A 26,638-nucleotide genomic window follows, 5' to 3' on the forward strand; every position below is an offset into this window, starting at 1 on the left:
TAAATCGGCTGTGCGTTAGCTGTGAATCAGCCGTGAATCAGCATCCCGCCGTTCACGTCGATCACCGCTCCCGTGATATACGACGACAACGGCGACGCGAGAAACAGGAACGCGCCGGCCACGTCGTCGGGCACGCCCAGGCGATTCAGCGGAATACCGGCGAGAATCTCGCCGCGTTTGTCGTCGCTGATCTTGCCGGCGTTGATGTCGGTTTGAATCAGACCCGGCGTCACGCAGTTCACCCGAATACCGTCGATGCCGAGCTCCCGCGCCATCGCCTTGGCGAGACCGAGCACGCCCGCCTTGGCCGCGGAATAGTGCGGCCCGCCGAGAATGCCGCCGCCGCGTTGCGCCGACACCGACGACATGCAGCCGATCGAGCCGCTCTTCTGCTTCTTCATTTGCGGCACGACCGCTTGCGACAGGTACAGCACGCCGCGCAGATTGACGTCGAGAATGCGGTCCCAACCTTCCGCGTCGATATCGAGCAACTTGGCGGCCTGGGTAATCCCGGCGTTGTTGATCAGTACGTCGATCGCGCCGAAGTCGGCAACGGTGCGTTCGACGGCGGCCTGACACGCGCCGCGATCGGTGACGTTGCACGCATAGCCGCGATGCGCGCTGCCGATCGACGCGGCGGCTTCCACCGCGGCGTTTTCGTCGAGATCGAAAATCGCGACGCGCGCGCCGTGCGCCGCGAACATGCGAGCGGTCGCCATGCCGATACCGCGCGGCGACGCTCCGCCGGAAATAACAGCAACTTTGCCGTCGAGAAGACGTGATTCGGACATGATGCGGATCTCCTGAATGGAATGCTTATGGATTGCTACGTTGCTGGCTATTGGTGACTACGCGGTGACGACGCGGTGACGACGCTTGCCGGTTTTCAAAGCGGCTCAGCGCAGCCAGCCTTTGATCGTGTCGCACATGGCGTTGGTGGAAATACCGTAGCGGTCGTGCAGCGTGGGCAGCGCGCCTGCGTCGAGAAACGCGTCGGGCAGACCGATCTGGCGGAACGGCGGGGTGACGCCGTTGGTCAGCAGCACATTGGCCACCGCTTCGCCGAGCCCGCCGATCACCGTATGGTTCTCCGCGACGACCACCAGCCGGCCCGGCCGGCGCGCTTCGCGCAGCAGCGTGACGGAGTCGAGCGGCTTGATGGTCGGCACATGCAGCACGCCCACGTCGATGCGGTCGGCGGCGAGTTCTTTGGCGGTTTCCAGCGCGCGCATCGTCATGATTCCGGACGAGACGATCAGCACCTCGGCGCCGTCGCGCAGCAGCTTCGCTTTGCCGAGTTCGAACCGGTAGCCGTATTCGTCGAGCACGACGGGCACGTTGCCGCGCAATAAGCGCGCGTAGACCGGGCCGCGATGATCGGCAATGGCCGGCACCATCTGTTCGATTTCCAGCGCGTCGCACGGATCGATCACCGTGAGGTTCGGCATGGCGCGGAACAGCGCGAGGTCTTCGGCCGCCTGGTGGCTCGGGCCGTAACCGGTCGTCAGGCCCGGCAGTGCGCAGACTAGCTTGACGTCGAGATTGTCTTCGGCAATCGCCTGGTGGATGAAGTCGTACGCACGGCGCGCGGCAAACACCGCGTAGGTGGTGACGAACGGCTGTGCGCCTTCGTGCGCCATGCCGGCCGCGGCGCCCATCAGCAGTTGCTCGGCCATGCCCATCTGATAGAAGCGTTCGGGGTATGCCTTCGCGAACAGATGCAGGTCGGTGTATTTGCCGAGATCGGCGGTCATGCCGACCACCTCGGGCCGGTTGCGCGCCAGTTCGACCAGCGCGTGACCGAACGGTGCCGAACGCGTGATCTGGCCTTCGCCGGCAATCGAGGCGATCATCGCCGAGGTTTTCAAACGCGCTTTCGGGGCGGCGGCGCTCATACGTTTCTCCCTGCTTCCAGCGCCTGCAGCGCGAGTTGCCACTCGTGCGCATCGACGCGGATAAAGTGGTTTTTCTCGCGGGCTTCGAGGAACGGCACGCCACAGCCCATCCGCGTATCGCAGACGATAATGCGCGGCTGTGCTTCAGGGTGCGCGCGCGCCGCGTCGAAGGCGGCGACCACGGCGGCAAGATCGTTGCCGTCCACGCGCTGCACGAACCAGCCGAATGCCTGCAGCTTGTCGACCAGCGGCTCGAACGCCATCACGTTCGACGACGGCCCGTCGGCCTGCTGATTGTTCACGTCGACCATGGCGATCAGGTTGTCGAGTTGCCAGTGCGCGGCGGACATCAGGCCTTCCCAGACCGCGCCTTCGTCGAGTTCGCCGTCGGAGAACAGCGTGTAGACGAAGGCGTCCGATTGCTTGCGCTTCAGGCCGAGGCAGCGGCCCACCGCGATCGTCAGACCCTGGCCGAGCGAGCCGCCGGACATCTCCATGCCGGGCGTGTAGCTGGCCATGCCGGACATCGGCAGACGGCTGTCGTCGCTGCCGTAGGTCTCCAGTTCTTCATCAGCGATGATGCCGGCCTCGATCAGCGCGGCGTAGAGCGCGATCGCGTAATGACCGTTGGATAGGAGGAAGCGGTCGCGGCCTTCCCAGTCGGGATCGTCGGCGCGATAACGCAGCGCGCGGAAGTAGGCGACCGCCAGCACGTCGGCGATGTCGAGCGCCTGGCCGATATAGCCCTGGCCTTGCACTTCGCCCATTCGCAGCGCGTTGCGGCGGATCTGGTACGCGTGCTCCGCGAGTTCTGCGTAGGGGGCGGTTTCGCTGGGATTCACTGGGCGTCTCCAAAGTTTTTTGTGGTCCGCATCGACACCGCGGCCAGTGATTCAAGCGTAATCTCGCGCCCGCTTGCGCTCAAACGAATTAAGATGGCCAATAGATGAATTGAATTCACGTGGGTGCTGCCATGCACAATCGCGTCACGCTCAAGTCGATACAAGCGTTCGAAGCCGCCGCGCGGCTTTCGTCGTTTGCGCTCGCAGCAGAAGAACTGTTCGTGACGCCGTCCGCGATCAGTCATCAAATCAAGCTGCTCGAAGAGCAATTGAGCATTCGTCTGTTCCATCGGCTGCATCGGACGGTGCTGCTGACCGACTCGGGGCGGCAATACGCTGAGGAAATCACGTCGGCGTTCGGGCGGATCGACGCGGCCACGCGCGAGATCGGCCGCGTGGCGAAAAGCGACATCCTGACGATTCACTGCACGCCGAGCTTCGCGACGCAATGGCTGATGCCGCGTATCGCGCGATTCAGCGCGACGCATCCGGATATCGACGTGCGCCTGAATGCATCGTCGGAAGCGGCGGATCTGATTTCAGGCGCGGTCGATATCGACATCCGCTATGGGCCGCGCAAGCTGCAACCCGCCGGCACGCTGGTGCTCGAATTACCGCCGGAGACGATCGTGCCGCTCTGTTCGCCCGCGCTGATGAGCGGCGACTATCCGCTGCTGGGCGTCGCGGATCTGCAGCACCATCCTCTCGTTCATAGCGAAGGCTGTCTGGTGAGCTGGCGTGACTGGATGCGCTTGCATCGAAAGACGCGGGTCGATATTGGGCGTGGGCCGCGTTTCGATCGCTCGTTCATGGCGTTGAGCGCCGCTGTCGATGGGCTCGGCGTGTGCCTCGAAAGCCTGCTGCTCGCGCAACGCGAACTGGAAACGGGGCGGCTGGTTGCGCCGTTCGGGTTGGAAGGACTGGAGGTGCGGGGTTACACGCTGAATCTGTTGAAGTCGCGTGTCGACTTGCCGAAGCTGCGCAGCTTTCAGGACTGGTTGTTTGCGGAGCTGGAGCGGTGAGTGGGTGTGTGGACAGGCACAGAGAATATGAGCACGCGATGTTTCTGCCGGGCTGTCGATGGCCGCACGTGCTTTTTAGTCTGAATGTGTCAGCTAAACGAATGAGCGATTGATCACATGCTATCCGCCAGCCGGGTGGATTTGAGTCGCCCAAGACTGCCCGCAAACCGCAACCGCGTCGAACGCCACCCGGTAAGCGCCTGAATCCGTTGCTGCTGTGCGTTGGCCAGCGCGGTTTGCGCGTTGAGCAACTCCAGAATGTTGCCGACGCCTGCCTGATATCGGCGCTGCGCCGCTGTGAACGAGCGCTGCGCAATATCCAGCAATGTCGCGCTGTCTTTCACCTCATTTGTCGAGGTTTGCACGGCCTGATAGCTGTTGTCCCACTCACAGCCGCGACCTGAATCAGTTGCTGGCGCGTCCAGGTGGTGCCGTCGGCAAACTGCACCCCATCTGGACGCCCGTGTCACCGTCGCGCAATTCAGCGACAAGGGTAATTTCGTCGGCCACAGATGCCATCTGTTAGATGAAGGGAGCTATTATCATTAGCCGCGCCAATCGCGCTGACTACTGCGCCAACAATAGAGTTGATAGTGTTAGCCGCCGGGATAACCAGATTTTGTGCCGTCGTAATGTCTGCCATCGATATATCGTCCTATTGGGAATGTCGCTTTACCGTGTAACCGTCCCGCTGACTATGGAATATGAATACCGAACAAACGGCGTCCATATCATTGATCTGAGGTGGTGAGGAGTGACCTCGCGATGCGCCCCCGATCTGGCTCATCCATTTTGCTTCCTTGTGAATAGAGAATTCGCGCGACTGCACATGCCTCCGCATAATTCGCCGTTGGAAAAGCGCGCAATCTCAGAAGAAATGAATCTCCCTCACCATTGGGGAGAGATGCAGCAAGCTTGGTGATGTTTGTTGCCGTGTCTTGCAGGCTTGCCGACACGTTGGGGAGACTATCCAGATCCGACTGAATGGCCGATTTTTCGACAAGAAACCAGGTTCTAGCTTCGTTTGCATTGAATGAGCCAACAATTTTATTGGCCCTAACTCTGAATTCAGTCGGTGGAAACTTTCCCTTTACAAATCTTCCGCAGGATTCTTCATCAAGAGCGCCCAGCACCTTACTGACGAGCGGAAGATATTGGGCTAGCAAGTCGTTATGTAGTTTGGCCATTCCTTGAACCATAAGGCGGCTCGCCACTTTTTGTCTGTCTGCCAGGCCAGGTGTCAAAGCAGCGTCACCTAGTTTGTGATTGTTCATTTGCCAGTTCAGGAACTCTTCCTGTTCATGGCGGGCCGGTGAAGAGATTGGGAAAGGATTAAGCGCAGCGATCTCTTCCGGCGAAACAGACGGCTGTTGCCAATACTTCACCGCCGCTGCGCACGTAATAGCACCCGAGACGACGAGCGCCACCCATAATTTCAAGGTTATTTTGACCATCTAGTTATTGTTGGTAGATTTCTGGTTCGTGCTGGAGATTCAAGTCAGTGTGAACGCGTCGGGGTCCTGCCGTTGAGACGCGCCACTCAACAGAGCGTCCCGTTTTGCAGGAAGAAGAGCGGGCGCAGTAACGGGGTTGGGCTACCGGGAAGTTGAACCAGGAACCGACGAGCCGAAGCTCCCCGTCAAGGTAAAACTTCAAACAGGCATCCAAGCTTGCCCGTCGTTGTTTTCGACGGCATGTTGAGTCTGCCTTGCACCTGATCACCTAGGCAAGAGAATAGGGATGCAAAACTATTATTCCGGAGTTTTCCACTGACGTGCCGGCGTGAGTTCTGAAAGGCGAATTCATAGAGCATCGATTTTTCGCCGTACGGGATGGTCTGTAAGCGAACTTATCACCGAGACGATGCATACGGGCGAGTGTGGGTTTTACCGGCTCAATTACAAGTGCCGCTCTGACAGAGGGCTGTGCTTTGCATTGGGACCGGTTATGGGGCGTCTCTTCGGGCTTAAGACGACGTATTGCGGGGAACTGGCCGACGTGCGGTGGTCGGCTACGTGGTCCAACGGTGATCCGTCCGCGAGTCGGTCGCATCGGTCGCATCGGTCGCATTGCGCAGCAGAGCATTTTTAACCAAGACACCCACCCCTGAGCCTCAGTATCCTTGGCCATATTCGTCATCTCATACGGGAACCTCACCGTGGCGCACTACCTTTGCCATGAACAGCCGGATCTGCTGGATTTCGACACGACGGTACTCGCCGCGCGACCCGGCGCGGTCGTGCTGGGACGTTCCGCGCTGCATCCGGGCGGCGGCGGCCAGGTCTCAGACGCGGCCACGCTGACACACGCGCACGGCGCCGCGCGCATTACCGGCGTCGCGGCGGAAGGCGGTCTGCTGTGGCATTTGCTCGACGAACCGCTCGAATTGAGCGGCGACGTGCATGTCGCCATCGACGCCGCGCGCCGCGCCACCGTCGCGCAACTGCATACCGGTACACATATTCTCAACGCGCTGGTGTACCAGCGTTTCGCCGGCGCGCTCGTGACCGGCGCGCAGATCAATGCCGACGGCACGGCGCGCATGGACTTCGATCTGCCCGACGCGGACAACGACGCGCTGCGCGCGCTCGAAGAGCCCGTCAACGACGTGATCCGCCGTGCGATGGATGTGCGCATCTATTACGTCAGTACAGCCGAAGCGCAGTCGACCGAAGGCTTGATTCGCAGCTTGTCGGTCGCGCCGCCGCCCACCTCGGACGGCCGCGTGCGGATCGTCGAGATCGGCGATCTGGATCGGCAGGCTTGCGGCGGCACGCATTTGAGCAACACCGCTCAGTCGCGTCAGATCCGTATCGGCAAGATCGAAAACAAAGGCCGTCGCAATCGTCGTGTCAGAATCGAACTGGTTGGATGAACACCCAGAGGACCCGTCATGCAAACGTCGGATAAAAGCGAACCGGAGGTGGTCTGCTGGCGCGATGGCGCGCTCGACGGCGCGTGTCTCGCGACCGCCCGTTACGGCGATCACAAGTTCGACCGGCATCTGCACGACGAACTCGTCATCGTCATGACGGAGAGCGGCGCGGGGCAATGCCATACGCGCGCGGGCAGCGACGTCGCCGGACCGGGTAGCGTGCTGGTGTTCGGACCCGGCGAGTATCACAGCGGCGAAGTGTGGGAAGGCCGCGAATGGATTTACCGGGCCATTTATCTCGACATGGAAGGGCTGGGCGCGTTGAGCGCCGTGTTCTCGCCGGAATCGCGCGCCGATAGTCCGCTGCTGATTCCGCCGGGGCTCTATCAGGACCCGCATCTTGCGGGTCTGCTGGTGAAAGCGCATGCGAGCCTCGACGAACAGCGCGCGGTGTCGCTGCTGGAGCGTCAGGCGAACTGGTGGGGCGCGATGGGGATGCTGGTCGGCCGATATGGCGAATCCGCGCAGACCTACGGCGAGGCGCGCCGTGAAGCGCACAAGATGGCGCAGGTGCGCGAGTACCTCGAGGCCAACTACGAGCGCGACATCTCAGTCGATGAACTCGCGGAGCTGGTGGGCTTGAGCCGCTATTACCTGACGCGTGCGTTCTGCAAGGAGTTCGGTTTGCCGCCGCACGCTTATGCGACGCAAGTGCGGCTGCTGGCTGCAAAACGGCTGCTCGCGACGGGGCACAATGCGGCGAGCGCGGCTGCGGCGGTTGGCTTTTACGACCAGAGCCATTTGAATCGGCTGTTCAAGCGAGCGTATGGGATCACGCCGGGGAAATACGCGGCGCTGAAGCCGGGGCATTAGTTTTTTGCGGACGCGTGGGGCGTTTTGGAGCGCGCCGCTCCGCACCGCATGCCCTAAAAAACTCACGCCGGTAGCGGCACGTCCTCGATCAACGCCGCCTGCAACAAGCGCATCCGCCGATCGACAAAATACCCACCGCCTTCGGTGTAACGCAAATAAACGCGGCTGCACAGCGAGCATTCCCAGACCGCGCAGCGGTTATACGGAAAGTAACGCGGTGCAATCGGCGCGGAGGGCGACCAGTAATCCACCTTGCCCGGCAGATATTCAGTGAAGGTCGGCTCCGGATCGTCCTCCGGCATCAACGTGCCGACTTCTTCGAACCGCGTTTCGTCGATCGACAACGGCTGCGATTGCCAGCCTTCGAGCGGCGTTTTCGTGCATGAGCAGGGCGCGGCAACGCGCGCTTCCGCTTCACGCGCGAGGTCGAGCAGCGTCGCCGCGTTCAGATAGTCCGCCATAACGGAAATGATTCCTGCAGAGTTGTGGGAAGACACGTGCGAGCGCGGACCATGAAGCCGCGCGCTGCATCGCCGCTATCATGCCCGCGCTCGCGCCGCAGGGAAAGTCAGTTGTTCATCATCCGTTCCCGTTGCGGCACGACCCACGAGCGGTCGAAGCGTCCTTCGGCGATGGCTTTGAGCGACGCCGTTTCCTTCGCGTGCTGGCGGCGCGCGCCTTCAATGACGGCTTCCACATCGGCGGGCGCGATCGCTAAAAGGCCATCTTCATCGCCGACGATAATGTCGCCCGGATGCACCGCCATGCCGCCTACGGTCACCGGCACGTTGATCTCGCCGGGCCCATTCTTGTACGGACCACGATGCGTGACGCCCCGCGCGTACACCGGAAAATCGCGTAGCCGCAGCGCGCCGACGTCGCGAATCGCGCCATCGATCACGAGGCCTTGCACGCCGAGACTTTCCGCGAAACTCGCCATGATTTCGCCCATCAGCGCCTGCGTGAGATCACCGGCGCCGTCGATCACCAGCACGTCGCCGGGTCGGCAAAAATCGAACGCGCGATGAATCGCCAGGTTGTCGCCCGGTCGCGTATGGACCGTGACCGCGGTGCCGGCCATTGGCCGTGGTCGATGGTACGGGCGCAAGCCGACCATGCCGCTCGAGCGCGCCATGTTGTCGCTGAGCAGCGACACCGCCAGTTCCCGCAATGCGTCGAGTGTGGCCGCGTGGGCCTGAGGCGCGGACTCGTATTCGCGCCAGCCGATTGGATTCATACCGTTGCCCCTTGTGTGGCGGATTGACGATCGAGTTGCCGCGATAAACGCGGATAGACGCTGCGTGCGTTGTCTTCGTAGATGCATTGCCGGTCCGCTGCGCTCAACCAGTCGATCGCGTCGATATAGCGGCGCGTGTCGTCGTAGTAGTGGCCGGTTTCGGGATCGATACCCTGTACCGCGCCGATCGTTTCCGACGCGAACAGAATGTTCTCCACCGGAATCACCCTGGCGAGCAATTCGGCGCCGGGCTGGTGATAGACGCAGGTGTCGAAGAACACGTTGTTCAGCACATACTCGCTGAGCAGCGGGCGTTTCATGTCTTGCGCGAGGCCGCGATAGCGTCCCCAGTGATACGGCACCGCGCCGCCGCCGTGCGGAATGATCAGACGCAGCGTGGGGAAATCGGCGAACAGATCGCCTTGCAGCAACTGCATGAACGCCGAGGTATCGCCGTTGATGTAATGCGCGCCGGTGGCGTGAAAATTCGCATTGCACGACGACGACACGTGAATCATGGCCGGCACGTCGAGTTCGACCATGGCTTCGTAGAGCGGATACCAGCTTCGATCGGTGATCGGCAAACCGGACCAATGTCCGCCGGACGGATCCGGATTCAGATTGCAGCCGATAAACCCAAGCTCTTCGACACAGCGCCGCAATTCGGCGATGCAGTTGGCGGGCGGCACGCCCGGCGCCTGCGGCAACTGGCACACGCCGATGAAGTTGCGCGGAAACAGGCCGCATACGCGGTGCACGAGGTCGTTGGACTCGCTGGACCACACCGCGTTGGCTTCGGCGGAGGCGAGGTGATGACCCATGCCGGCAGCGCGCGGCGAGAAAATCGTCAGATCGGTGCCGCGTTCGCGCTGAATTCGCAGTTGACCGTTTTCGATGCTGTCGCGAATCTCGTCGTCGCCAATCGCGGGGCGGGGAGGCGGCGTGCCGCCATCTTTCAGCGCGGCGATCTGCTGCGCGCGCCAGGCTTCGTGCTGGGGAGGCGCGGTCGTGTAGTGACCGTGGCAATCGATGATCATGGTGTGCAATACCCTTCAGTTGTGCTCGTGCGTGTGCCTGCGCGTGCCGGATTCAATGAGCTGATCCGGCGCGGGCGGTCTTCAGGTTCGTGGCGCCGCATCGCCATGAGCGAGCGAGGCGGATTCGTCTTCGGCCGGCGTCACGCGCATCACTAGCGCGATGATCGTCGCGACGATCAGGAACGCCGCGATGGTCAGCAGCGCCAGCTTGAAATTGCCGGTCGCGTTGCGCACGAGTCCAATACTCCACGGACCGACCAGTCCGCCGAACTGCGCGATCGTGTTGATCAGCGCGATGGTCGCCGCGCCCGCCGCGCCGGTTCTGAACGACGACGCCAGGCTCCAGAACAGCGGGTTGCCTGCATAGATGAACAGGCCGGTCACGCACAGCAGCGCATAAGCAATCACCGGACTCGGCGCATACGCGCTACCGGCAATAGCCAGCGCGCTCATGCCGTAGACGAACGCGAGGTGTTTCTTGCGGTCGCCGGTGCGGTCCGAACTGCGGCTGATCAGGACGGTGCCCAACACGCCGAGCAAGGGTGGTGCGGCCGAAAGAAAACCGACTTCGAGATTGCTCAGATGGCCGAGGCTTTTGACGATCTGCGGCAGCCACAGAAACAGGCCGTAAATGCCGACCAGCGCGCAGCCGAACAGACACGCAAGGCTCCACACGCGAATGTCGCCGGCCACACGCAGCAGCGGAAAGTGCGTGTTGCCGCCCAGCGCTTCGCGTTCCGTGGCGAGCGTGGCTTCGAGCCAGCGCTTTTCATCGGCGGAGAGCCAGTTGGCGTCGGCGGGGCGCTCGGTCATGATGCGCAGCGTCACCAGGCCGAGCAGCATGGCGGGCACGCCTTCGAGAATGAACATCCATTGCCAGCCCTGCAAACCGAGCACGCCGTTCGCGTAGGTCATCAACGCGGTCGAGATCGGACCGCCCAGCACCGCCGAAAACGAGCCCGCGATAATGTAGCCGCCCACCGCGCGCGCCCGGTAGCGCACCGGAAACCATTTGGTCAGATACACCGCGACGCCCGGCAGGAAGCCCGCTTCCATCACGCCGAGCAGAAAGCGCAGCACGTAGAAGCTCGAATCGTTGAACACGAACGCGGTGGCCGCCGCGACCGCGCCCCACGTGAGCAGAATGCGGGCGATCCAGCGGCGTGCGCCGACGCGATGCAACAGAAGATTGCTCGGTACTTCCAGCAACATGTAGCCGAAGAAAAAGATACTGCCGGCGAAGCCGAACACTGCCGGGCTGAAACCCAGCTGTTTGTTCATGTCGAGCGCGGCGAAACCGATGTTGATCCGGTCGAGGTAATTGAAGAACATCATCGCGAAGAGCAGGGGCATCAGGCGCCCATACACTTTGCGCATGGTTGCGGCTTCATCGATCGAGGGCATTGACGTGTCTCCGTGTGGCGACAGTCATTGCTGCCGCTGCGTTCTTTATCATGTGTGAGCCCATGATAAGAACGCGCGGAGCAGGCGTCCAAGACCGCTTACTTATGCTTGTATAGGTTTTTGCTTATAGTGCCGCGTCGGCGAGCGGTGGCGGCAGGCAGTCGAGAAACGCACGCAGATGCGGCGATGCATCATCGGTGCGGAAGGTGGCGGCAAGGGTCGAACGATACGACGAACCCGGTCCCGCGAGATGACGGAACACGACGTCGTTGCGGCCATGCCGCGCCACCGATTCGCCAATGAACGTAACGCCGAGTCCCGCGGCGACCAGCGCGATGGCGGTTTGAATTTCATACGCCTCGTGCGCAACGAACGGCGTGACGCCCGCATCGCGATACAGCGACAGCACTGAGCGCTTGAACTGCGCGTTCTGGTGCTTCGGATAAAGGATCAGCGGCGTATCGGCTAGCTCCGTGATCTGCACGGTCGGGTGTGCCGCAAGAGGGTGATTCGGTTCGAGCGCGGCCATGACGCGTTCGCGCATTAGCGGATACGACGTGCAGCCTTCCACGGCAACCGGCTGCCGGCCAATGCCGATATGAATGCGCAGATCGCGCAACGCATCAGTCTGTTCTTCGGTGAGCATCTCGAAGAGCTTCAGTTCGACCTGCGGATACGCATGATGAAACGCCTTGAGCGCGGGCGGCAACACGCTGTACATCGACGAGCGCGTGAAGCCGACGCTGAGCCAGCCGCGCCGGCCCACGCCGATTTCCTGCGCCGCGCGCGTCACCTGTTCCACCGAGCCGAGAATCTGCCGCGCTTCGCTACACAGATAATGGCCGGCCTCGGTCAGCACCAGCGGACGCCTGGCCCGATCCACCAGTTGCGTGCCGAGCCTTTCTTCGAGCGAACGGATCTGCTGGCTCAGCGCTGGTTGCGCGATATGCAGGCGCTCGGCGGCGCGGCTGAAATTGAGTTCCTCGGCAAGAATCACAAAGCACTGCAAGGCCCTAAGGTTCATCACGCTTGTCCTGATACCTGATCTCCGGTAGGCACAGGATAACGGGTCGGCGGCGGCCGGGCGCGTTTCGTCGGATCGAAGTTCGCCCAACCGTCGCGGATGAAACAGGCCGCTTATCGATCGAAGCCGCCCTGGCACAGGTACTTGATCGACAGGTAGTCGTCGAGTCCGTACTTCGATCCTTCGCGGCCGTAGCCCGATTCCTTCACGCCGCCGAAGGGCGCCGCTTCGCTGGACACGGCGCCTTCGTTGATGCCGATCACGCCCGCCTCCAACTGGCTGGCCACGCGGTCGATACGCCGCACGTCCTGCGTGTAGAAGTAGGCGGCGAGGCCGAACGGTGTGTCGTTGGCCAGACGCAGCGCTTCGGCTTCGTCGGTGAAACGGAACAGCGGCGCCACCGGGCCGAAGGTCTCCTCGCAGCACACCATCATGTTGTCCTGCGCGCCGGTCAGCACGGTCGCCGCGTAGTAGTTCGGGCCGAGTTCGGTCAGGCGCTTGCCGCCCGTCAGCACTTTCGCGCCGTGCTCCACGGCGTCTTCCACGTGTCGTGCGATCTTGTCGATGGCGCGCGCGTTGATCATCGGGCCGATCTGCGCGTCCGGGTCGGTTGCGGGCGCAACCTTCAGCGCCGCGACGCGCGTCGCGAGCAGATCGGCGAAACGCTCGTAAACGCCCGCCTGCACGTAGACGCGGTTCGGACACACGCAGGTCTGCCCGCCATTGCGGAATTTCGACGCCATCAGGCCGGTGACGGCGGCGTCGAGATCGGCGTCGTCGAACACGATAAAGGGCGCGTTGCCGCCCAATTCCAGCGAGAGCTTCTTCAACGTCCCGGCCGATTCCCGCGCCAGATGCTTACCGACCGGCGTCGAGCCGGTGAACGTGATCTTGCGAACGCGCGCATCGGCTAGCCAGTCGGCGACCGCGGCAATGCCCTGTTCGCGCGACGCCGACAGCATGTTCAGCACGCCGTCCGGCAAACCGGCTTCCTGAGCGAGCGCGGCAAGAGCGAGCGCGGTGAGCGGCGTATCTTCGGCGGGCTTGGCGACTACCGTGCAACCGGCCGCGAGCGCGGGCGCGATCTTGCGGGCAATCATCGCGAGCGGGAAATTCCACGGTGTGATCGCCGCGACCACGCCGAGCGGTTCCTTCACCGCGCTCATGCGCTTGCCGCGTTGCTGCTGCGGAATCAGATCGCCGTAGATGCGGGTCGCTTCGTCGGCGAACCACGCGACGTACGACGCGCCGTACGCGACCTCGCCGCGGCTTTCGGCGAGCGGCTTGCCTTGCTCCATCGACATCAGTTTCGCGAGGTCGTCGGTATTGGCGACGATCAGCGCGTGCCAGCGGCGCAGCAACTCGGCGCGCTCGCGCGGCAGCTTGTCGCGCCAGGCGGGGAAGGCGCGGGCGGCGGCGTCGGTGGCGGCGCGCGCGTCCGCGGCTCCGCTGTTCGCGACTTCGGCGATCCGCTCGCCGGTGGCCGGATTGGTGACCGGGAAGCGCGCGCCGTCGGCGGCCCCCGTCCATTGGCCGTCGATCAGATTGTGCGTGCGGATCAGTTCGTCGCGCGTCAAGGCGAGAGACATGGGGTGACTCCTTGAGGTTGCCTGGATGAGATCAAGGCATGCGGCAGCGCGCTCGCGTACCTTCGATCGATACTTCGATGCTACGCGCGCGCGGCCGTGGATGACGTCGCCAATAACGGCGTTGACGGCGTGGCACGCGTTTTTTTCGGGGCGTGACAGCATTTTCTGCTGAATCGGCGTGACGTGGCCTGGTGTGGTCCGACATGGCGCTCCGCAGACCAGGCCGCCGCGGCCTCAGCGCGTGCGCCGTGGCCCGGTCGATGCGCGCACCACCAGTTCGGGCGGCGGCGCGAGCACCATCGACGGTTGCTGGTGCGGCGTCTGGATCAGCCGGATCAAACTCGCGATCGACAACTCCGCGATCGCCGCCGTCTGGATCGCGACCGTGGTCAGCGCAGGATGCACCTGATGCGCGAGCTGAATGTCGGTGATGCCGATCACCGATACATCCGCCGGCACCGCGCGGCCCAGCGTGATCAGCGCCTGCGCCGCGCCGATCGCGAGCAGGTCGTTGGTGGCGAAAATCGCGGTGAGTTGCGGCCGGTTCGACATCAACTGCATGCAGGCGGCGTAACCGGCGTCGATCGAATCGCGAATCTGCAGCACCGCGGCCGCGTCGGCCTCGATACTGGCCGCCCGCATCGCCGCACGAAAGCCGTTCGACCGCGCGTCCTGCAAACCGCCGCAACCGTCGCCGATCAACAGACCGATATCGCGATGCCCCAGTTCGAGCAGATGCCGCGCGGCCAGCTCGCCCGCGCGGGCGAAGTCCACCGCGACGCAGGGCAGCGCGGGCGGCGCCTCCGGGTGTTCCCACATGGCGAGCAGGATCGGTGCGTTGTGCGTGGCGGACGCGCAGAGATCGTTGATCGTGATGTCCGTGTTCATGACGAGCACGCCGTCCGCGAGCGTGCCCGCGATCTGGTTCAGATACGCGCGGCCGATTTCGGCGTCGTCGTCGGTATTGCAGACCATCAGGAAGTGGCCGGCTTTGCGCGCCGCGCGTTCGGCGGCCAGCACGAACTCGGGGTAGAACGGGTTCGAGATGTTCGACAGCATCAGCGCCAACGTCGACGAGCGTCCCTCGGCCAGCGCGCGTGCGTTCAGATTCGGCCGGTAGCCGAGATCGGCAATCGCCTTCAGCACGCGCTCGGCGGTTTCCGGGCGGACTTTGTCGCGATTGCGCAGCACGTTGGAAACGGTGGCGGCGGTAACGTGCGCGCGCTTCGCCACTTCGGACAGGGTGACCATAGTCTTGTTATCCCAAATTCAGGGAATGCGATTCAAATGTTGCAGGCCGAGGGCGACGTTGATAACTTTGCAAAAAACACAGCGGAGACACTCATCATGGCTTTTTCCCTCGAACACGAATTTAAGCGATTAAATGCCTGCCGCACAAGGTCTGGCCGTTTATTTTTTACAAAAATTTAAGCGGTTAAATCCACGGAGGGCAGCATGGCGGCAATTCGTTTGACGAACGTGCAGAAGTCGTACGGTGAGCATCCGCCGGTGATCCGGCGCGTGAATCTGGACATCGCGCAGCATGAGTTTTGTGTGTTTCTCGGGCCTTCGGGTTGCGGCAAGTCGACCTTGCTGAGAATGATCGCCGGTCTCGAAGATTTGAGCGAAGGCGAGCTGCATATCGGCGGGCGTCTGATGAACGACGTGCCTTCTGCGGCACGCGGCGTGGCGATGGTGTTTCAGAGCTACGCGCTGTTTCCGCACATGACCGTGTTCGACAACATGGCGTTCGGCCTGAAGCTCGCGAAGCAACCGAAGGACGTGATCGACAGCAAGGTGCGGGAGGCCGCGCGCATTCTGCAACTGGACGCGTTTCTGGAGCGCTATCCGAAAGCGTTGTCGGGCGGCCAACGTCAGCGCGTTGCGATCGGCCGCGCGATTGTGCGCGAACCCGGCGTGTTCCTGTTCGACGAACCGCTGTCGAATCTCGACGCCGCGTTGCGGGGTCAGACGCGGGTCGAAATCGCCCGTTTGCATCAGCGCTTTGCCAATGCGAGCGTGGTCTATGTGACGCACGATCAGGTCGAGGCCATGACGCTCGCCGACCGCATTGTGTTGCTGCACGCCGGCGCGGATGCGGAGCGTTTCGGCAGCGTCGCGCAAAGCGGCGCGCCGCTCGAGTTGTATCACCATCCGAAGTCGCGCTTCGTGGCGGGTTTCATCGGCTCGCCGCGAATGAATTTCATCGACGCCGTGGTCGAGTCGATCGAGCCGGGCCGTGTGAGCGTCACGCTCGCGCATAGCGGCGAGACGTTGATCGCGCAAGTAGACGGCCAGCGTTTGCAGCGCGGCCAACCGGTCACGCTCGGCGTGCGGCCCGAGCATGTGTGCCTCGACGGCGACGAACAATCGATCCAATGCACGACCGTGCTGTCGGAACGCCTCGGCGAGCACAGCTATATTCACGCGGATCACGCGGGCGGCTCGCTTGTCGCGAAGGCTGCGGGCGATACGCCGATCGGCTCGGGCGAACGCATTCGCATTCACGTTCCGTCCGCCGCGTGCCATCTGTTCGACGCGGACGCTGTCGCCTTGCGGCGCAGTCGCTTCGAACCCGAACGGGTCGCCGCCTGAAAGCACGCGCATTCGAAGCACGACACTTACCGAACCAGATTCCGCCACAGAGCGGGTTACATCGCTGCCAGCCGCGGGCTGTCAGCCAACAAGGTAGTCAAGGAGACACAAGATGATTGCTTTACGCCTTCGCCGTCTTGCGCAACTGTCGATCGCAGCCGCTCTGGTTGCCGGCACACTCTGTTGCGCCACAGCCGACGCCGCCACGCTCAACGTCAACGTATCGGCGCGCGGCAACCAGCGGTCGACCTGGCAGGACGCGTTCGACAAGTTCAAGAAAGCGAATCCCGACGTCGACCTCAAGGTGACCTACATCACCGAGGAAGCGTACAAGGTGCAGATGGGCGGCTGGCTCGCCACCGATCCGCCCGACGTCGTCTCGTGGCACGACGGCGAACGGATGGCCTATTACGCGCAGCGTGGCCTGCTCGAAGACCTGTCGCCGGACTGGACGAAGAACGGCTGGTCGCAGCAATACGCGTCGGTCAAGGAAGCGTCCACGTATAAGGGCAAGCAGTACGCGGCGCCGCTCGGCTACGACGCGTACGGGTTCTTCTATCGCAAGGATCTGTTCGACAAAGCCGGCATCAAGGGCGAGCCGAAAACCTGGGACGAGTTTCTCGACGCCTGCAAGAAGCTGAAAGCGAGCGGCGTGGCGCCGATCGCGGTGGCCGCGCGCGATAGCTGGACACTCGCCGCCTGGTTCGATTACCTCGATCTGCGGATCAACGGCAACGCGTTCCATCAGCAATTGATGGCGGGCGAAATTCCGTACACCGACGCGCGCGTGAAGAAGGTCTACGCCGCGTGGAAAACGCTGATCGACGATCACTACTTCATCGACAATGCGCTCTCGTACGACCTCGATTCGATCGCGCCGTTTCTGGTGAACGGCAAGGCGTCGATGATGCTGATGGGCACGTTCTTCTCCGCGAGCATTCCGCCGTCGATCAAGCCGCAAACCGGCTTCTTCCGTTTCCCGGTGATCGACGCCAGCGTGCCGATGGCCGAAGACGGTCCGGTCAACGTGCTGTTGATTCCGGCCAAGGCGAAGAACAAGGCCGACGCCCGCAAGCTGCTGGCCTTCATGGAACAGCCGCAGATCAACGCGGATCTCGCGAAGGGCTGGGGTCAACTGCCGTCGAACAGTCAGTCGGCTGAACCGGAAGACGCGATCTCCAAGGTCGGCTTCCAGACGCTCGCGAACACGAAGGGCGGCATCGCGCAGTTCTACGACCGCGACATGCAGAAGGAAATGGCCGACGAAGGCATGAAAGCGATGCAGCAGTTCTACAGCGATCCGTCGCAACTCGACGCCGTGCTCGTGCGCCTCGAAGCGACCCGCAAACGCATCTACCAGAAGTAAGTCCCTAAGCGCCGCGGCGTAGCAACCGCCGGCGCTTGCCTTCGATCTTCGACGAGGCCCGATCCATGTCTCAATCCGCAGCGCGCCGCTTACCCGCGGCGCAGCACCGTCACGTCTCGACGACGCGCCGTCATCAGCACCGCGCCGCGTTTTTCTTCCTGTTGCCGGGTTGCGCGCTGTTTTGCCTGTGCGTGGTTTATCCGATCTTCAGCAGCATCTCGCTCAGCTTTTATCACTGGGACGGCATGACGCCGAAGACCTTCGCGGGCCTGGACAACTACATCGAACTGTTCCAGTCCGACACGTTCTATACGGCGCTGAAAAACAATCTGATCTGGCTCGCGCTGTTCCTGCTCGCGCCGCCGCTCGGTCTGCTGTTCGCGTTGTATCTGAACCAGCACATGCGCGGCATGCGGGTCGTGAAGTCGCTGTTCTTCGCGCCGTTCGTGCTCTCAGGCGTGGTGGTAGGGCTCGTATTTAGCTGGTTCTACGATCCGGGTTTCGGCCTGCTGCGTCTGATTGTCGGCCACGGCATTCCGGTGCTCGGCGATCCGCACACGGTGACGTTCGGCATCATCTTCGCCGCGCTCTGGCCGCAAACGCCGTTCTGCATGGTGCTGTATCTCACCGGTCTCACCGGCATCAATCCGGAAGTGGTCGAGGCGGCGCGCATGGAAGGGGCGAAGGGCGTGCGTTTGCTCTGGCACGTGATCCTGCCGCAATTGCGGCCCGCCACCTTCATGGCGGTTGTGCTGACCGTGATCGGCGCGCTGCGCAGCTTCGACCTGATCGCGGTGATGAGCGGCGGCGGCCCGTTCGATAGCTCCACGGTACTCGCGTATTACATGTACGACCAGGCGATCAAGTACTACCGCGAAGGCTATTCCGCGGCGATTGCCGTCGTGCTGTTCGCCATCATGCTCGTCTATATCGTGTTCCATCTGCGCCGCATGTTGCGCGAAGAACGCTGATTTTCAGGAGGTTCGTGTCATGTATCCGCTTCCCGTCGAACGCTGGAAACCGCTCAATCGCACGCTTTATAAAGTGTCGCTGCCGATTGCGTTGCTGATCTGGCTGCTGCCCATGCTGGCCGTGCTCGTCACGTCGATCCGCTCGTCCGATGAATTGTCGCAAGGCGATTACTGGGGCTGGCCGAAACATTTTGCGTTGATCGAAAACTACGGCACGGCGCTCACACAAACGCCAATGCTGCATTACTTCACCAATAGCGTGCTGATTACCGTGCCTTCGGTACTCGGCGCGATCGTGCTGGCCTCCATGGCGGGTTTCGCTCTCGCGACCTATCGCTTTCCCGGCAATACGGCGGTGTTGTTCGCGTTCGTCGCGGGCAATTTCGTGCCGATCCAGATCCTGATGATCCCGGTGCGCGACATGGCGTTGAAAGTCGGCCTGTTCAATAGCGTGTGGGCGCTGGTGATTTTTCATGTGTCGTTCCAGACCGGTTTTTGCACGCTGTTTCTGCGCAATTTCATCAAGCAGTTGCCCTTCGAAATGATCGAGGCCGCGCGCGTGGAAGGCGCGAGCGAATGGACCATCTACTGGCGCATCGTGCTGCCGCTGATCCGGCCGGCGCTCGCCGCGCTCGGCATTCTGGTCTTCACGTTCGTCTGGAACGACTACTTCTGGGCGTTGTGCCTTACGCAAGGCGACGACGCCGCGCCGATCACCGTGGGCGTCGCCGCCCTCAAGGGGCAATGGACCACGGCCTGGAATCTGGTCGCCGCGGGTTCGGTATTGGCCGCGTTGCCTTCGGTGCTGATGTTCTTCCTGATGCAGAAGCACTTTGTCGCCGGCCTGACCTTCGGCGCGAGCAAAGGCTGAACGCCGGCCCGTCTTCAACTACTCACGAGATACGTTCATGCAACTTGGTGTTTGCTATTACCCGGAACAATGGCCCCGTACGATGTGGGCCGACGACGCAAAGCGGATGGTCGAACTCGGCATCACGCACGTGCGGATCGCCGAATTCGCGTGGAGCCGGATGGAACCGCGCGCCGGCGAATTCGAGTGGGAATGGCTCGACGAAGCGGTCGCCGTGCTGGCCGCGGCGGGACTGAAACTGGTGCTCGGCACGCCGACCGCTTCGCCGCCGAAGTGGCTGATCGACGCGCATCCGGACGTGCTGCCGGTGCGCGCCGACGGCACGCGCTGGAACTTCGGCTCGCGCCGTCATTACGATATTTCAAGCGACACGTACCGGCGCGAATGCGTGCGGATCGTCAGCGCAATGGCGGCGCGCTATGGGCGTCATGCTGCTATCGTGGCGTGGCAAACCGATAACGAACTCGGCTGTCACGATACCGTGCCGAGTTATTCCGCCGCCGCGCTGGCGCGTTTTCATCGCTGGCTGCATCTGCGCTATGGCACCGTCGGCGCATTGAACGACGCGTGGGGCAATGTGTTCTGGAGCATGGAGTATCCGTCGTTCGACGCGATCGGCCTGCCGAACCTCACGCCCACCGACGCCAATCCGATCCATTTGCTCGAATTCCGCCGCTTCATGTCCGACGAAGTGGCGAGCTTCCATTGCGAGCAGATCGACGTGTTGCGGCAGCATGCGCCCGACGCGGATCTGCTGCACAACTTCATGGGTTTCTTCACGACCTTCGATCACTACCGTTTTGCCGAAGGCGATGCGCTCGACGTTGCCGCGTGGGACAGCTATCCGATCGCCCGCACGGAGTCGATCGCACTGCCCGACGAGCAGAAGGCCCGCTACGCGCGGACCGCCCATCCCGATGTGTCGGCATTCGATCACGACCGCTACCGGGCGATCGGACGTGGGCGTTTCTGGGTGATGGAGCAGCAGGCAGGGCCGGTCAACTGGGCGCCGTGGAATCCGGTGCCCGCGAAAGGCATGGTCAGACTCTGGGCGTATGAGGCGTTCGCGCACGGCGCGGAACTGGTGTCGTATTTCCGCTGGCGTCAGTGTCCGTATGCGCAGGAGCAGATGCATTCGGGCCTCAATCTGCCGAACGACGAATTGTCGCCGGGCGGCCTGGAAGTGCAACTGGCGGCGCGCGAAATTGCGGCGAGCCCGGCGTTGTCGTCACTCGGCGCGGCTGCGCGCGCGGCCGTTGCCGTGGTGTTCGACTACGAGACGCAATGGATGTTCGAGATTCAGCGTCATGGCAAAAGCTTCGATTACCAGACGCTGGCGTTCGACTATTACGAGTCGCTGCGTGAATTGGGACTCGACGTCGATATCGTGCCGCGCAACGCGGATCTTTCGGCGTATCGCCTGGTGGTCGTACCGAGCCTCGCGGTGGTTGACGACGCGCTGGTCGATCAGATCGAACGTAGTACCGCGCAATGGGTCTTCGGGCCGCGCAGCGGCTCGAAAACGAACCTGTTCGCGATTCCTTCGACCCTGCCGCCCGGCGTGTTGCAACGCGTGCTGCCGATTCAGGTGCTGGAAGTGGAAACGCTGCGTCCCACGCTCACGCCCGCGCTGTCGATCGGCGATACGGATGGCGTGGCGCTGCATTGGCGTGAGCACGTTCGCGCTAGTGGCGAGACCCGCATCGAAGCGCAATTTGATGACGCGTGGCCGGCGATTCTCTCGCACGGCAACGTGCGCTACGTCGCGGGCTGGTTATCGCATGCGTTGCATCGCGAGGTGCTGGCACAGGCGGCGCAGCAAGCCGGTATCGCAACGCAACGGCTGCCTGACGGCGTGCGGATTCGTCGGCGGGGCGAGCTGACGTTCGCGTTCAACTTCGGCCCTGAACTCGCGCAAGCGCCCGCACCGGCTCATGCGGACTTTGTACTCGGCCACGCGCAGCTAAAAACCGGCGACGTCTGTGCATGGCGAACCGTCGGCGATTGAGATTCAAGCGCTTCGATCTGGAGCCGGCGGCCTTCATAAGAGCCGCCGTTCAATCAACGGAGGGTGACAGATGAACCGAAGAGAAGTGCTTGTTCGATTTCCACGGCAACGCGCGGAGTTCGCTGGACGCGTTTCGCAAGCGTTAGTCGCAACGCCTGCACAAACGCGTAGCCGTATGAATAGCAGGCGCTATTTCGCCGGCGCCTGCGCTTTGTTCTGGTTTGCGCAATCCGAGGTGAACACCATGCTCGCCTGATCCGGCGTCATATGCGGCGCGTTCGGCGCGTAGATTTTTTCGATGATCGCGTCAACCGCTTGCCGGTCGGACGGATCCTTGTAGTAACTGGCTGCCTGATCGAGCGCTTGCGCCTTGGTCTTTTTGTGCGAGCGCCACGACGCGACCTGGCCGGCGATATCGCCGAGCGCGAAACATTGGTTGCTGACCGTTTGAGCGACGGCCTGTGCCGCCGGTTGGGCAAGGCACGCCGCTGCCAGCAGGGCGGATACGACTACGCGTTTCATGACCTGAATCCTGTCATTAAATGAGCGCGGTATGAAAGCGATGGCATGCGCCACCGCGGCGACCGCGCGAATAAAGAACCGCGTAGTTTATCGGTAAGTGGCGCGTGACGTTTTTTTGCGCACGCGGATCAATGCCCAAACGACTCCGCGTTCGACGCCGCTGGCGTCGCCCCATGCGGCCGCACCGCCTGCTTGAGCAGCAGCGCCACGCACGCAATCAACCCCGCAATCGCCACCATCGCGAAGATCCCGCCGAACGAGAAATGACGCCGCGTCAGTTCCGCGACCAGAAACGAGCCGGCGATGCCGCCAAAGCGCCCGATCCCAAGCATCCATGCCACGCCCGTACCGCGTCCTTCGGTCGGATAGAACGCGGCGGCGAGCGCGGGCATCGACGATTGCGCGGTATTCATCAGCACGCCCGCCACGAACACGATAAACACCAGCGCGCCGACATTGCCCACCGCCTGCCCGATGAAGTACACGCTCACGGCCGTCAACGCATAGCACGCGGCGATGATCCGGTTCGCGTTGAACTTGTCCATCAGCACGCCGCACAGCACGGCGCCCACGCCGCCGAGCGGGAACAGCGCCGAAATCAGCGTTGCGCGCTGCGGCGTGAGGCCGGCGTCTTTCAGCAGAATCGGCATCCAGTTGATCGACGCGTAGAAGATCACCAGACCCATGAAGTACGCCACCCACAACATCACCGAGCCGACGATATACGAACGCGACAGCACCACGCCCATGCCCTTGCTACCGGTTTGCGGCGCGGTTTCGGTCATGGTGAACGAACCCGCTTGCGCGGCCTCGCTCGAAATACGCGCGAGCGCCGCGCGAATCCGCTCGACCGGCGCGCTATTGGCGACCATGTAGCGGACCGACTCCGGCATCTTGATCAGCAGCAGGACCAGCAGCAACAGCGGCGTGATACCGCCGAGCAGCAACACGCTGCGCCAGCCGACATGCGGAATCATCCACGCGGCGAGAAAACCACCGAACGCGGCGCCGAGCGGAAAGCCGCAGAACATCAGATTGATCAGCGTCGCGCGACGGCGATCCGGGCAGTATTCGCCCATCATCGTCACGGCGTTCGGCATGGCCGCGCCGAGTCCGACGCCGGTCACGAAGCGCAGCAGCGTGAGTTGTTCGATATTGCTCGAGAAGGCCGACGCGAGGCACGCCACGCCGAACAGCAGCACCGAGCCGAGCAGCAGCGATCGTCGCCCGAGACGGTCGGATAGCGGGCCCGAGCCGAGCGCGCCGCAGGCGAGGCCGAACAGCGCGGCGCTCAGCACCGGCGCGAGGGCCGGTTTCGTGATGCCCCATTCCGCGATCAGCGAGGGGGCAATGAAGCCGATCGCCGCCGTGTCGAAACCGTCCAGCAGGACGATCACGAAACACATGAAGAAGATGAGCCACTGGAACGGCGAGAAGGGATGTTCGTTGATGAAGGTTTGAACGTTCACAGCGGTACTGCGGCTCATGATGGTCTCCTGACTGCGAAAAAGCGCGAAGGCTCGTGATTACGAGCCTTTCTTTCTTCTACGATCGTGTGCCGTTTAGAAGCGGTGCACGATGCCTACGCCCGCGGCGAACTGGCTGCGCGACGACGAGGGCGCGCTCTGGAAGCCGTCGCCGATCGTGGCTGTGGCGCTGATGATATGCCCCGAGCCGGCGGTGCCGAGCGTGTTGCCGTTGGTGCGCTGGAACGCCTGCAACGCATAGAGGCCGGTGCGCTTCGACAATGCATAGTACTCGGACAGGTTGACCTGCTGGTACTGCGCCGAACTCGTGATGCCGTTCGCCTTGGTCGCGCGCGTGTAGCTGTAGCCGGTGGCGAAGTCCCACGAGACGCTCGGCTTCCAGTGCAGCACCGCGCCGGCCGTGTTGAAGATGGCGGTGTCGCGGAAGCTCGAACCGACGCCCGGAATGTACTGCACGTTCGAGTAAGCCGCCGACACGTCCCAGCCGTTGCCGAAGTTATACCCGCCGGTCACGGCAAAGCGCTGCTGCGCCTGAGCGGTCTGATAGCCGTTGGTCACCGCCGACACACCCGGCTGCGCGCCGTTGTTCGATACGGTCGAATCCGCACCATACGCGCCGCCGCCCACCGTCGAATTGTTGATCCGCATGAAGCCGACCGCGATGCCCACCGGACCGTTGAGGTACTGCACCGCGCCGCTCCACGTCGAGCCGCGGTTGAGGCTGCCCGGCACACCGCCGACCGCGTACGAGCCGCTGAACGTGAAGCCGTACAGTTTCGGCGACGTATAGACCAGCGAGTTGTTGGCGCGATAGATCGTGTCGAGTGCGTCGACGTCGCCCGGATGCGCGCCGTAGTAGCCGGTGAGCCACGTGGTCGGGCTATACGGCGACAGCAGCGAGTAATACGCGGTGTACTGGCGGCCGGCCTGGAACGTACCGTAGGTCGGGTTCGTTACGCCGACCCAGGCCTGGCGGCCGAACATCGCGTTCGTGTATTGCTGGCCGCCGGTGGCGGAATTGAAGCCGGACTCCAACTGGAAGATCGCCTTGGTGTTGCCGCCCAGGTCTTCCGCGCCCTTCAGGCCGAAGCGGCTGCCGGCCCACACGCCGTTGATCATCCTGACGTTCGACTTGCCGCCCGAGGTCGAGCCGAGCGAAGGCGCCTGGCTGCTCTGATAGCCGATACCCGTGTCGACGATACCGTACAGCGTGACGCTGCTTTGGGCGAAAGCGGGCGCGCTGGCCAACGCGGCCATCGCGCAGGCGAGCCGGGTCATGGTGATGCTGCGATTCATGAGGGTGTTCTCCAAGGCGACCTGCTCCGGCCTGCTGGCAAGCCGGGCAATCCAGTCGTCGATCAATTTTTGTGATTTGTTCGCATATAGAACTGTGATTCTTTGTGCGAACAGGCGTCACTGTAAGTAAATCGACAACGAAGGGTCAACGCGGGATTACCCGAGCGTGTTGCAGCGGTGCGTCGGAAAGGAGAGTGCGCTGGACAGCGCGGAGGACTGCTGAGGCCGCAGCGCGCGTCGGCGTGCCGGGAAAAGACGGGGAAGGACGCGCCGGCCTGAAAGGCCTGGCGCGGCGCTCAATGCAACACTTAACGCGGTATTCAGAAGATCACATAGACCTTGCGCATCGTCTCTTCGACTTCCCAGAGGCCTTCCGTGTTGGCTTCGAAGAACAGCGTGTCGCCGCTCGCGAAATGGATGGTCTCTTCGTTGTCCGGCGTGAAGCGCCCGCGGCCCGCGATAAAGTGCATCACCTCGGCCTGCTTGATCGAACGGCGATAGGTGCCCGCCGTGCATTCGAAAATACCGGTATCGACCGCCTCGCTGCCTTCAATCACGCGCTGCACACCGGACACCTGAATCGGCGTCGTGCCCGGCAAGCCGACCGTGCCCCAGTCCTCCAGATTCCGCAGATTCACGCTTTGTTTGAGCTGCTGTACCTTCATCTTCGCTTTACCTTTTGAATGTGCTGAAACGGATCACCGGCCTGCGGTGTCGGAACGCGTGACGGTCTGTTCGATCTTGCCGAGTCGCACGACTGTGACGCCCGGCCGCAGTTGCCGCAGCGAAGGCATGACGAGCATGCAGTTGTCGTAAGGTGTGACGACCGCCTCGCCGTTCGACCAGCCGATCACGGCGCCAGCCTTGTCGAAGATTTCCAGGCCCGTGTACGGCGCGGCGAAACGGAAGTCCATGCTGGTCGCCACGACCGGTTGCGTCACACGTACGATGTGCTGCACAGCCGGCAACGGCGCGAGCCAGTCCTGCGGAAGATCCGTTTCGTCGATCACGCCGGCCAGCAGCAGAAAACGCGCGGTGGTGTCGCGCGCCACGCCGACCGCGCCGCGTTCCCAGTGCTGTCCGCATTCGATCAGCAACGCGTTCTTCGTGCTGGCGGGGTCGCCGAAGCCTTCGTAATCGCGCATACGGCGGCCCTCGGGATGGCCTTCGTCGCAGATCACCGTGGCCGGCGTGCCGAGCTTCACGGCCAGTTCGCTGCCTTTTTGCAGCGGTCCCGCGACGATCAGCGGCTTGCTCTTTTCGTGCATGGAATGCAGATCGAGCAGGGCGTCGACCGTGTCGATCACCGGCCGCATCTCGCGGGCGCGCGTCAATTCGCTGGAGGTGCGCGAGGTGTCGTCGAGCGTCGCGGCGGTCCACACGCGGTTGAAGTCCTGATCGACGAAACGCGCGGCGTCGGGCTTCGCGGGATCGAAGCTCAGGTAAGCGGCGATGTTCGCGAACCCCAGCGTGAGGCGCCCGCGCCGCGGCCGCAGTTGGCGGCGCAGCAGTTCGTCGACGACGATCGCGCCGCACACTTCGTTGCCGTGCGTGAGCGCATTGATCATTACGTGCGGGCCGGGTACGCCGGAGTCGAACGTATGGACGTATGCGATCCCTGATGACGAGTGTTCATGCACCGAGATGTCGGGGAACTCGACTTCGATCGGATAGGCTTCGATGCTCATACGTAAGTGTCCTGGCAAAAAGTTAACGGGCCGACT

The 26,638-nt window shown here is 62.7% G+C and carries 25 protein-coding genes; 8 read left to right on the forward strand and 17 right to left on the reverse strand.

Going from position 1 to position 26,638, the window contains the following annotated elements:
- Positions 1-26: 26 nt before the first annotated feature.
- The 3 genes from FA94_RS22385 to FA94_RS22395 form a co-directional block, all read right to left on the reverse strand.
- The gene (locus tag FA94_RS22385; RefSeq protein ID WP_035555269.1) at positions 27-791 is read right to left on the reverse strand and encodes an SDR family NAD(P)-dependent oxidoreductase; all 765 of its coding nucleotides are present in this window, start codon (positions 789-791) and stop codon (positions 27-29) included.
- Between the two features lie 105 nt (positions 792-896).
- Positions 897-1,895, reverse strand: a complete 999-nt coding sequence (locus FA94_RS22390; protein WP_035555272.1) for a transketolase family protein — start codon at positions 1,893-1,895, stop codon at positions 897-899.
- Complete coding sequence (locus FA94_RS22395) at positions 1,892-2,737, reverse strand: transketolase (RefSeq protein ID WP_035555274.1); 846 nt, start codon at positions 2,735-2,737, stop codon at positions 1,892-1,894. Before FA94_RS22395 ends, FA94_RS22390 begins: the two co-directional genes overlap by 4 nt.
- 131 nt (positions 2,738-2,868) lie before the next feature.
- Between FA94_RS22395 and gcvA the strand changes: the two genes are divergently transcribed.
- Positions 2,869-3,759: a transcriptional regulator GcvA gene (gene gcvA / locus FA94_RS22400; RefSeq protein ID WP_176061208.1), complete on the forward strand. Its 891-nt coding sequence runs from the start codon at positions 2,869-2,871 to the stop codon at positions 3,757-3,759.
- A gap of 113 nt (positions 3,760-3,872) precedes the next feature.
- Here the strand turns inward: gcvA and FA94_RS39530 are convergent, their stop codons facing one another.
- Both FA94_RS39530 and FA94_RS38760 read right to left on the reverse strand, forming a co-directional pair.
- Complete coding sequence (locus tag FA94_RS39530; protein ID WP_286166118.1) at positions 3,873-4,229, reverse strand: TolC family protein; 357 nt, start codon at positions 4,227-4,229, stop codon at positions 3,873-3,875.
- A 261-nt stretch (positions 4,230-4,490) separates the two neighbouring features.
- The gene (locus FA94_RS38760) at positions 4,491-5,213 is read right to left on the reverse strand and encodes a hypothetical protein (RefSeq protein WP_156126689.1); all 723 of its coding nucleotides are present in this window, start codon (positions 5,211-5,213) and stop codon (positions 4,491-4,493) included.
- A 704-nt stretch (positions 5,214-5,917) separates the two neighbouring features.
- On the opposite strand from FA94_RS38760, the gene FA94_RS22410 reads away from it, so the two are divergent.
- Entirely contained in the window at positions 5,918-6,634 is a 717-nt protein-coding gene (locus FA94_RS22410; RefSeq protein WP_035555283.1) for an alanyl-tRNA editing protein, read from the forward strand.
- An 18-nt stretch (positions 6,635-6,652) separates the two neighbouring features.
- Entirely contained in the window at positions 6,653-7,507 is an 855-nt protein-coding gene (locus tag FA94_RS22415; protein ID WP_035555285.1) for an AraC family transcriptional regulator, read from the forward strand.
- Positions 7,508-7,569: 62 nt separating this feature from the next.
- Here FA94_RS22415 and FA94_RS22420 read toward each other — a convergent pair whose 3' ends face one another.
- The 7 genes from FA94_RS22420 to FA94_RS22450 all read right to left on the reverse strand — a co-directional run bounded on the left by FA94_RS22420 (position 7,570) and on the right by FA94_RS22450 (position 15,049).
- The gene (locus FA94_RS22420; RefSeq protein WP_035555288.1) at positions 7,570-7,968 is read right to left on the reverse strand and encodes a hypothetical protein; all 399 of its coding nucleotides are present in this window, start codon (positions 7,966-7,968) and stop codon (positions 7,570-7,572) included.
- Positions 7,969-8,075: 107 nt separating this feature from the next.
- Complete coding sequence (locus FA94_RS22425; protein ID WP_035555291.1) at positions 8,076-8,744, reverse strand: RraA family protein; 669 nt, start codon at positions 8,742-8,744, stop codon at positions 8,076-8,078.
- Positions 8,741-9,781 carry an amidohydrolase family protein gene (locus tag FA94_RS22430; RefSeq protein ID WP_035555292.1) on the reverse strand — a complete coding sequence of 347 codons (1,041 nt, stop codon included), beginning with the start codon at positions 9,779-9,781 and terminating at the stop codon, positions 8,741-8,743. The genes FA94_RS22425 and FA94_RS22430 overlap by 4 nt, the downstream gene beginning before the upstream one ends.
- Positions 9,782-9,862: 81 nt before the next feature.
- Positions 9,863-11,185 carry an MFS transporter gene (locus tag FA94_RS22435; RefSeq protein WP_035555295.1) on the reverse strand — a complete coding sequence of 441 codons (1,323 nt, stop codon included), beginning with the start codon at positions 11,183-11,185 and terminating at the stop codon, positions 9,863-9,865.
- Positions 11,186-11,309: 124 nt separating this feature from the next.
- Positions 11,310-12,209 carry a LysR family transcriptional regulator gene (locus tag FA94_RS22440; protein WP_035555297.1) on the reverse strand — a complete coding sequence of 300 codons (900 nt, stop codon included), beginning with the start codon at positions 12,207-12,209 and terminating at the stop codon, positions 11,310-11,312.
- 113 nt (positions 12,210-12,322) lie between these two features.
- Positions 12,323-13,798 carry an NAD-dependent succinate-semialdehyde dehydrogenase gene (locus tag FA94_RS22445; RefSeq protein ID WP_035555300.1) on the reverse strand — a complete coding sequence of 492 codons (1,476 nt, stop codon included), beginning with the start codon at positions 13,796-13,798 and terminating at the stop codon, positions 12,323-12,325.
- Between the two features lie 234 nt (positions 13,799-14,032).
- The gene (locus FA94_RS22450) at positions 14,033-15,049 is read right to left on the reverse strand and encodes a LacI family DNA-binding transcriptional regulator (RefSeq protein WP_035555303.1); all 1,017 of its coding nucleotides are present in this window, start codon (positions 15,047-15,049) and stop codon (positions 14,033-14,035) included.
- Between the two features lie 204 nt (positions 15,050-15,253).
- Here FA94_RS22450 and FA94_RS22455 point away from each other — a divergent pair, with 204 nt between their 5' ends.
- The 5 genes from FA94_RS22455 to FA94_RS22475 all read left to right on the forward strand — a co-directional run bounded on the left by FA94_RS22455 (position 15,254) and on the right by FA94_RS22475 (position 21,609).
- Complete coding sequence (locus tag FA94_RS22455) at positions 15,254-16,393, forward strand: ABC transporter ATP-binding protein (RefSeq protein WP_035555306.1); 1,140 nt, start codon at positions 15,254-15,256, stop codon at positions 16,391-16,393.
- Between the two features lie 112 nt (positions 16,394-16,505).
- The gene (locus FA94_RS22460) at positions 16,506-17,759 is read left to right on the forward strand and encodes an ABC transporter substrate-binding protein (RefSeq protein WP_035555308.1); all 1,254 of its coding nucleotides are present in this window, start codon (positions 16,506-16,508) and stop codon (positions 17,757-17,759) included.
- A gap of 65 nt (positions 17,760-17,824) precedes the next feature.
- Entirely contained in the window at positions 17,825-18,730 is a 906-nt protein-coding gene (locus tag FA94_RS22465) for a carbohydrate ABC transporter permease (RefSeq protein WP_035555311.1), read from the forward strand.
- 19 nt (positions 18,731-18,749) lie between these two features.
- Positions 18,750-19,601: a carbohydrate ABC transporter permease gene (locus FA94_RS22470; protein WP_035555313.1), complete on the forward strand. Its 852-nt coding sequence runs from the start codon at positions 18,750-18,752 to the stop codon at positions 19,599-19,601.
- 37 nt (positions 19,602-19,638) lie between these two features.
- Entirely contained in the window at positions 19,639-21,609 is a 1,971-nt protein-coding gene (locus FA94_RS22475; RefSeq protein ID WP_035555316.1) for a beta-galactosidase, read from the forward strand.
- Positions 21,610-21,798: 189 nt separating this feature from the next.
- Here the strand turns inward: FA94_RS22475 and FA94_RS22480 are convergent, their stop codons facing one another.
- From FA94_RS22480 to FA94_RS22500, 5 genes are all read right to left on the reverse strand, one after another.
- Positions 21,799-22,131 carry a hypothetical protein gene (locus tag FA94_RS22480; protein ID WP_035555318.1) on the reverse strand — a complete coding sequence of 111 codons (333 nt, stop codon included), beginning with the start codon at positions 22,129-22,131 and terminating at the stop codon, positions 21,799-21,801.
- Between the two features lie 128 nt (positions 22,132-22,259).
- Positions 22,260-23,618, reverse strand: coding sequence for an MFS transporter (locus FA94_RS22485; protein ID WP_035555320.1), 1,359 nt, complete (start codon positions 23,616-23,618; stop codon positions 22,260-22,262).
- Positions 23,619-23,693: 75 nt separating this feature from the next.
- On the reverse strand, positions 23,694-24,914 hold the full coding sequence (locus FA94_RS22490) for a porin (RefSeq protein ID WP_035555322.1): 1,221 nt from the start codon (positions 24,912-24,914) through the stop codon (positions 23,694-23,696).
- A 320-nt stretch (positions 24,915-25,234) separates the two neighbouring features.
- Positions 25,235-25,579 carry a cupin domain-containing protein gene (locus FA94_RS22495; protein WP_035555324.1) on the reverse strand — a complete coding sequence of 115 codons (345 nt, stop codon included), beginning with the start codon at positions 25,577-25,579 and terminating at the stop codon, positions 25,235-25,237.
- Between the two features lie 33 nt (positions 25,580-25,612).
- Positions 25,613-26,602 carry a M14 family metallopeptidase gene (locus tag FA94_RS22500; RefSeq protein WP_035555327.1) on the reverse strand — a complete coding sequence of 330 codons (990 nt, stop codon included), beginning with the start codon at positions 26,600-26,602 and terminating at the stop codon, positions 25,613-25,615.
- Positions 26,603-26,638: the final 36 nt, after the last annotated feature.

Source organism: Burkholderia sp. 9120, from assembly GCF_000745015.1.
Lineage (GTDB): Bacteria > Pseudomonadota > Gammaproteobacteria > Burkholderiales > Burkholderiaceae > Paraburkholderia.

Bases quoted from the DNA above. Each gene is read 5' to 3' on its own strand.
- FA94_RS22385 (WP_035555269.1), bottom strand. From the start codon at position 791: ATGTCCGAATCACGTCTTCTCGACGGCAAAGTTGCTGTTATTTCCGGC.
- FA94_RS22390 (WP_035555272.1), bottom strand. From the start codon at position 1,895: ATGAGCGCCGCCGCCCCGAAAGCGCGTTTGAAAACCTCGGCGATGATC.
- gcvA (WP_176061208.1), top strand. From the start codon at position 2,869: ATGCACAATCGCGTCACGCTCAAGTCGATACAAGCGTTCGAAGCCGCC.
- FA94_RS38760 (WP_156126689.1), bottom strand. From the start codon at position 5,213: ATGGTCAAAATAACCTTGAAATTATGGGTGGCGCTCGTCGTCTCGGGT.
- FA94_RS22415 (WP_035555285.1), top strand. From the start codon at position 6,653: ATGCAAACGTCGGATAAAAGCGAACCGGAGGTGGTCTGCTGGCGCGAT.
- FA94_RS22420 (WP_035555288.1), bottom strand. From the start codon at position 7,968: ATGGCGGACTATCTGAACGCGGCGACGCTGCTCGACCTCGCGCGTGAA.
- FA94_RS22425 (WP_035555291.1), bottom strand. From the start codon at position 8,744: ATGAATCCAATCGGCTGGCGCGAATACGAGTCCGCGCCTCAGGCCCAC.
- FA94_RS22430 (WP_035555292.1), bottom strand. From the start codon at position 9,781: ATGATCATCGATTGCCACGGTCACTACACGACCGCGCCTCCCCAGCAC.
- FA94_RS22435 (WP_035555295.1), bottom strand. From the start codon at position 11,185: ATGCCCTCGATCGATGAAGCCGCAACCATGCGCAAAGTGTATGGGCGC.
- FA94_RS22440 (WP_035555297.1), bottom strand. From the start codon at position 12,209: ATGAACCTTAGGGCCTTGCAGTGCTTTGTGATTCTTGCCGAGGAACTC.
- FA94_RS22445 (WP_035555300.1), bottom strand. From the start codon at position 13,798: ATGTCTCTCGCCTTGACGCGCGACGAACTGATCCGCACGCACAATCTG.
- FA94_RS22450 (WP_035555303.1), bottom strand. From the start codon at position 15,049: ATGGTCACCCTGTCCGAAGTGGCGAAGCGCGCGCACGTTACCGCCGCC.
- FA94_RS22455 (WP_035555306.1), top strand. From the start codon at position 15,254: ATGGCGGCAATTCGTTTGACGAACGTGCAGAAGTCGTACGGTGAGCAT.
- FA94_RS22460 (WP_035555308.1), top strand. From the start codon at position 16,506: ATGATTGCTTTACGCCTTCGCCGTCTTGCGCAACTGTCGATCGCAGCC.
- FA94_RS22465 (WP_035555311.1), top strand. From the start codon at position 17,825: ATGTCTCAATCCGCAGCGCGCCGCTTACCCGCGGCGCAGCACCGTCAC.
- FA94_RS22470 (WP_035555313.1), top strand. From the start codon at position 18,750: ATGTATCCGCTTCCCGTCGAACGCTGGAAACCGCTCAATCGCACGCTT.
- FA94_RS22475 (WP_035555316.1), top strand. From the start codon at position 19,639: ATGCAACTTGGTGTTTGCTATTACCCGGAACAATGGCCCCGTACGATG.
- FA94_RS22480 (WP_035555318.1), bottom strand. From the start codon at position 22,131: ATGAAACGCGTAGTCGTATCCGCCCTGCTGGCAGCGGCGTGCCTTGCC.
- FA94_RS22485 (WP_035555320.1), bottom strand. From the start codon at position 23,618: ATGAGCCGCAGTACCGCTGTGAACGTTCAAACCTTCATCAACGAACAT.
- FA94_RS22490 (WP_035555322.1), bottom strand. From the start codon at position 24,914: ATGAATCGCAGCATCACCATGACCCGGCTCGCCTGCGCGATGGCCGCG.
- FA94_RS22495 (WP_035555324.1), bottom strand. From the start codon at position 25,579: ATGAAGGTACAGCAGCTCAAACAAAGCGTGAATCTGCGGAATCTGGAG.
- FA94_RS22500 (WP_035555327.1), bottom strand. From the start codon at position 26,602: ATGAGCATCGAAGCCTATCCGATCGAAGTCGAGTTCCCCGACATCTCG.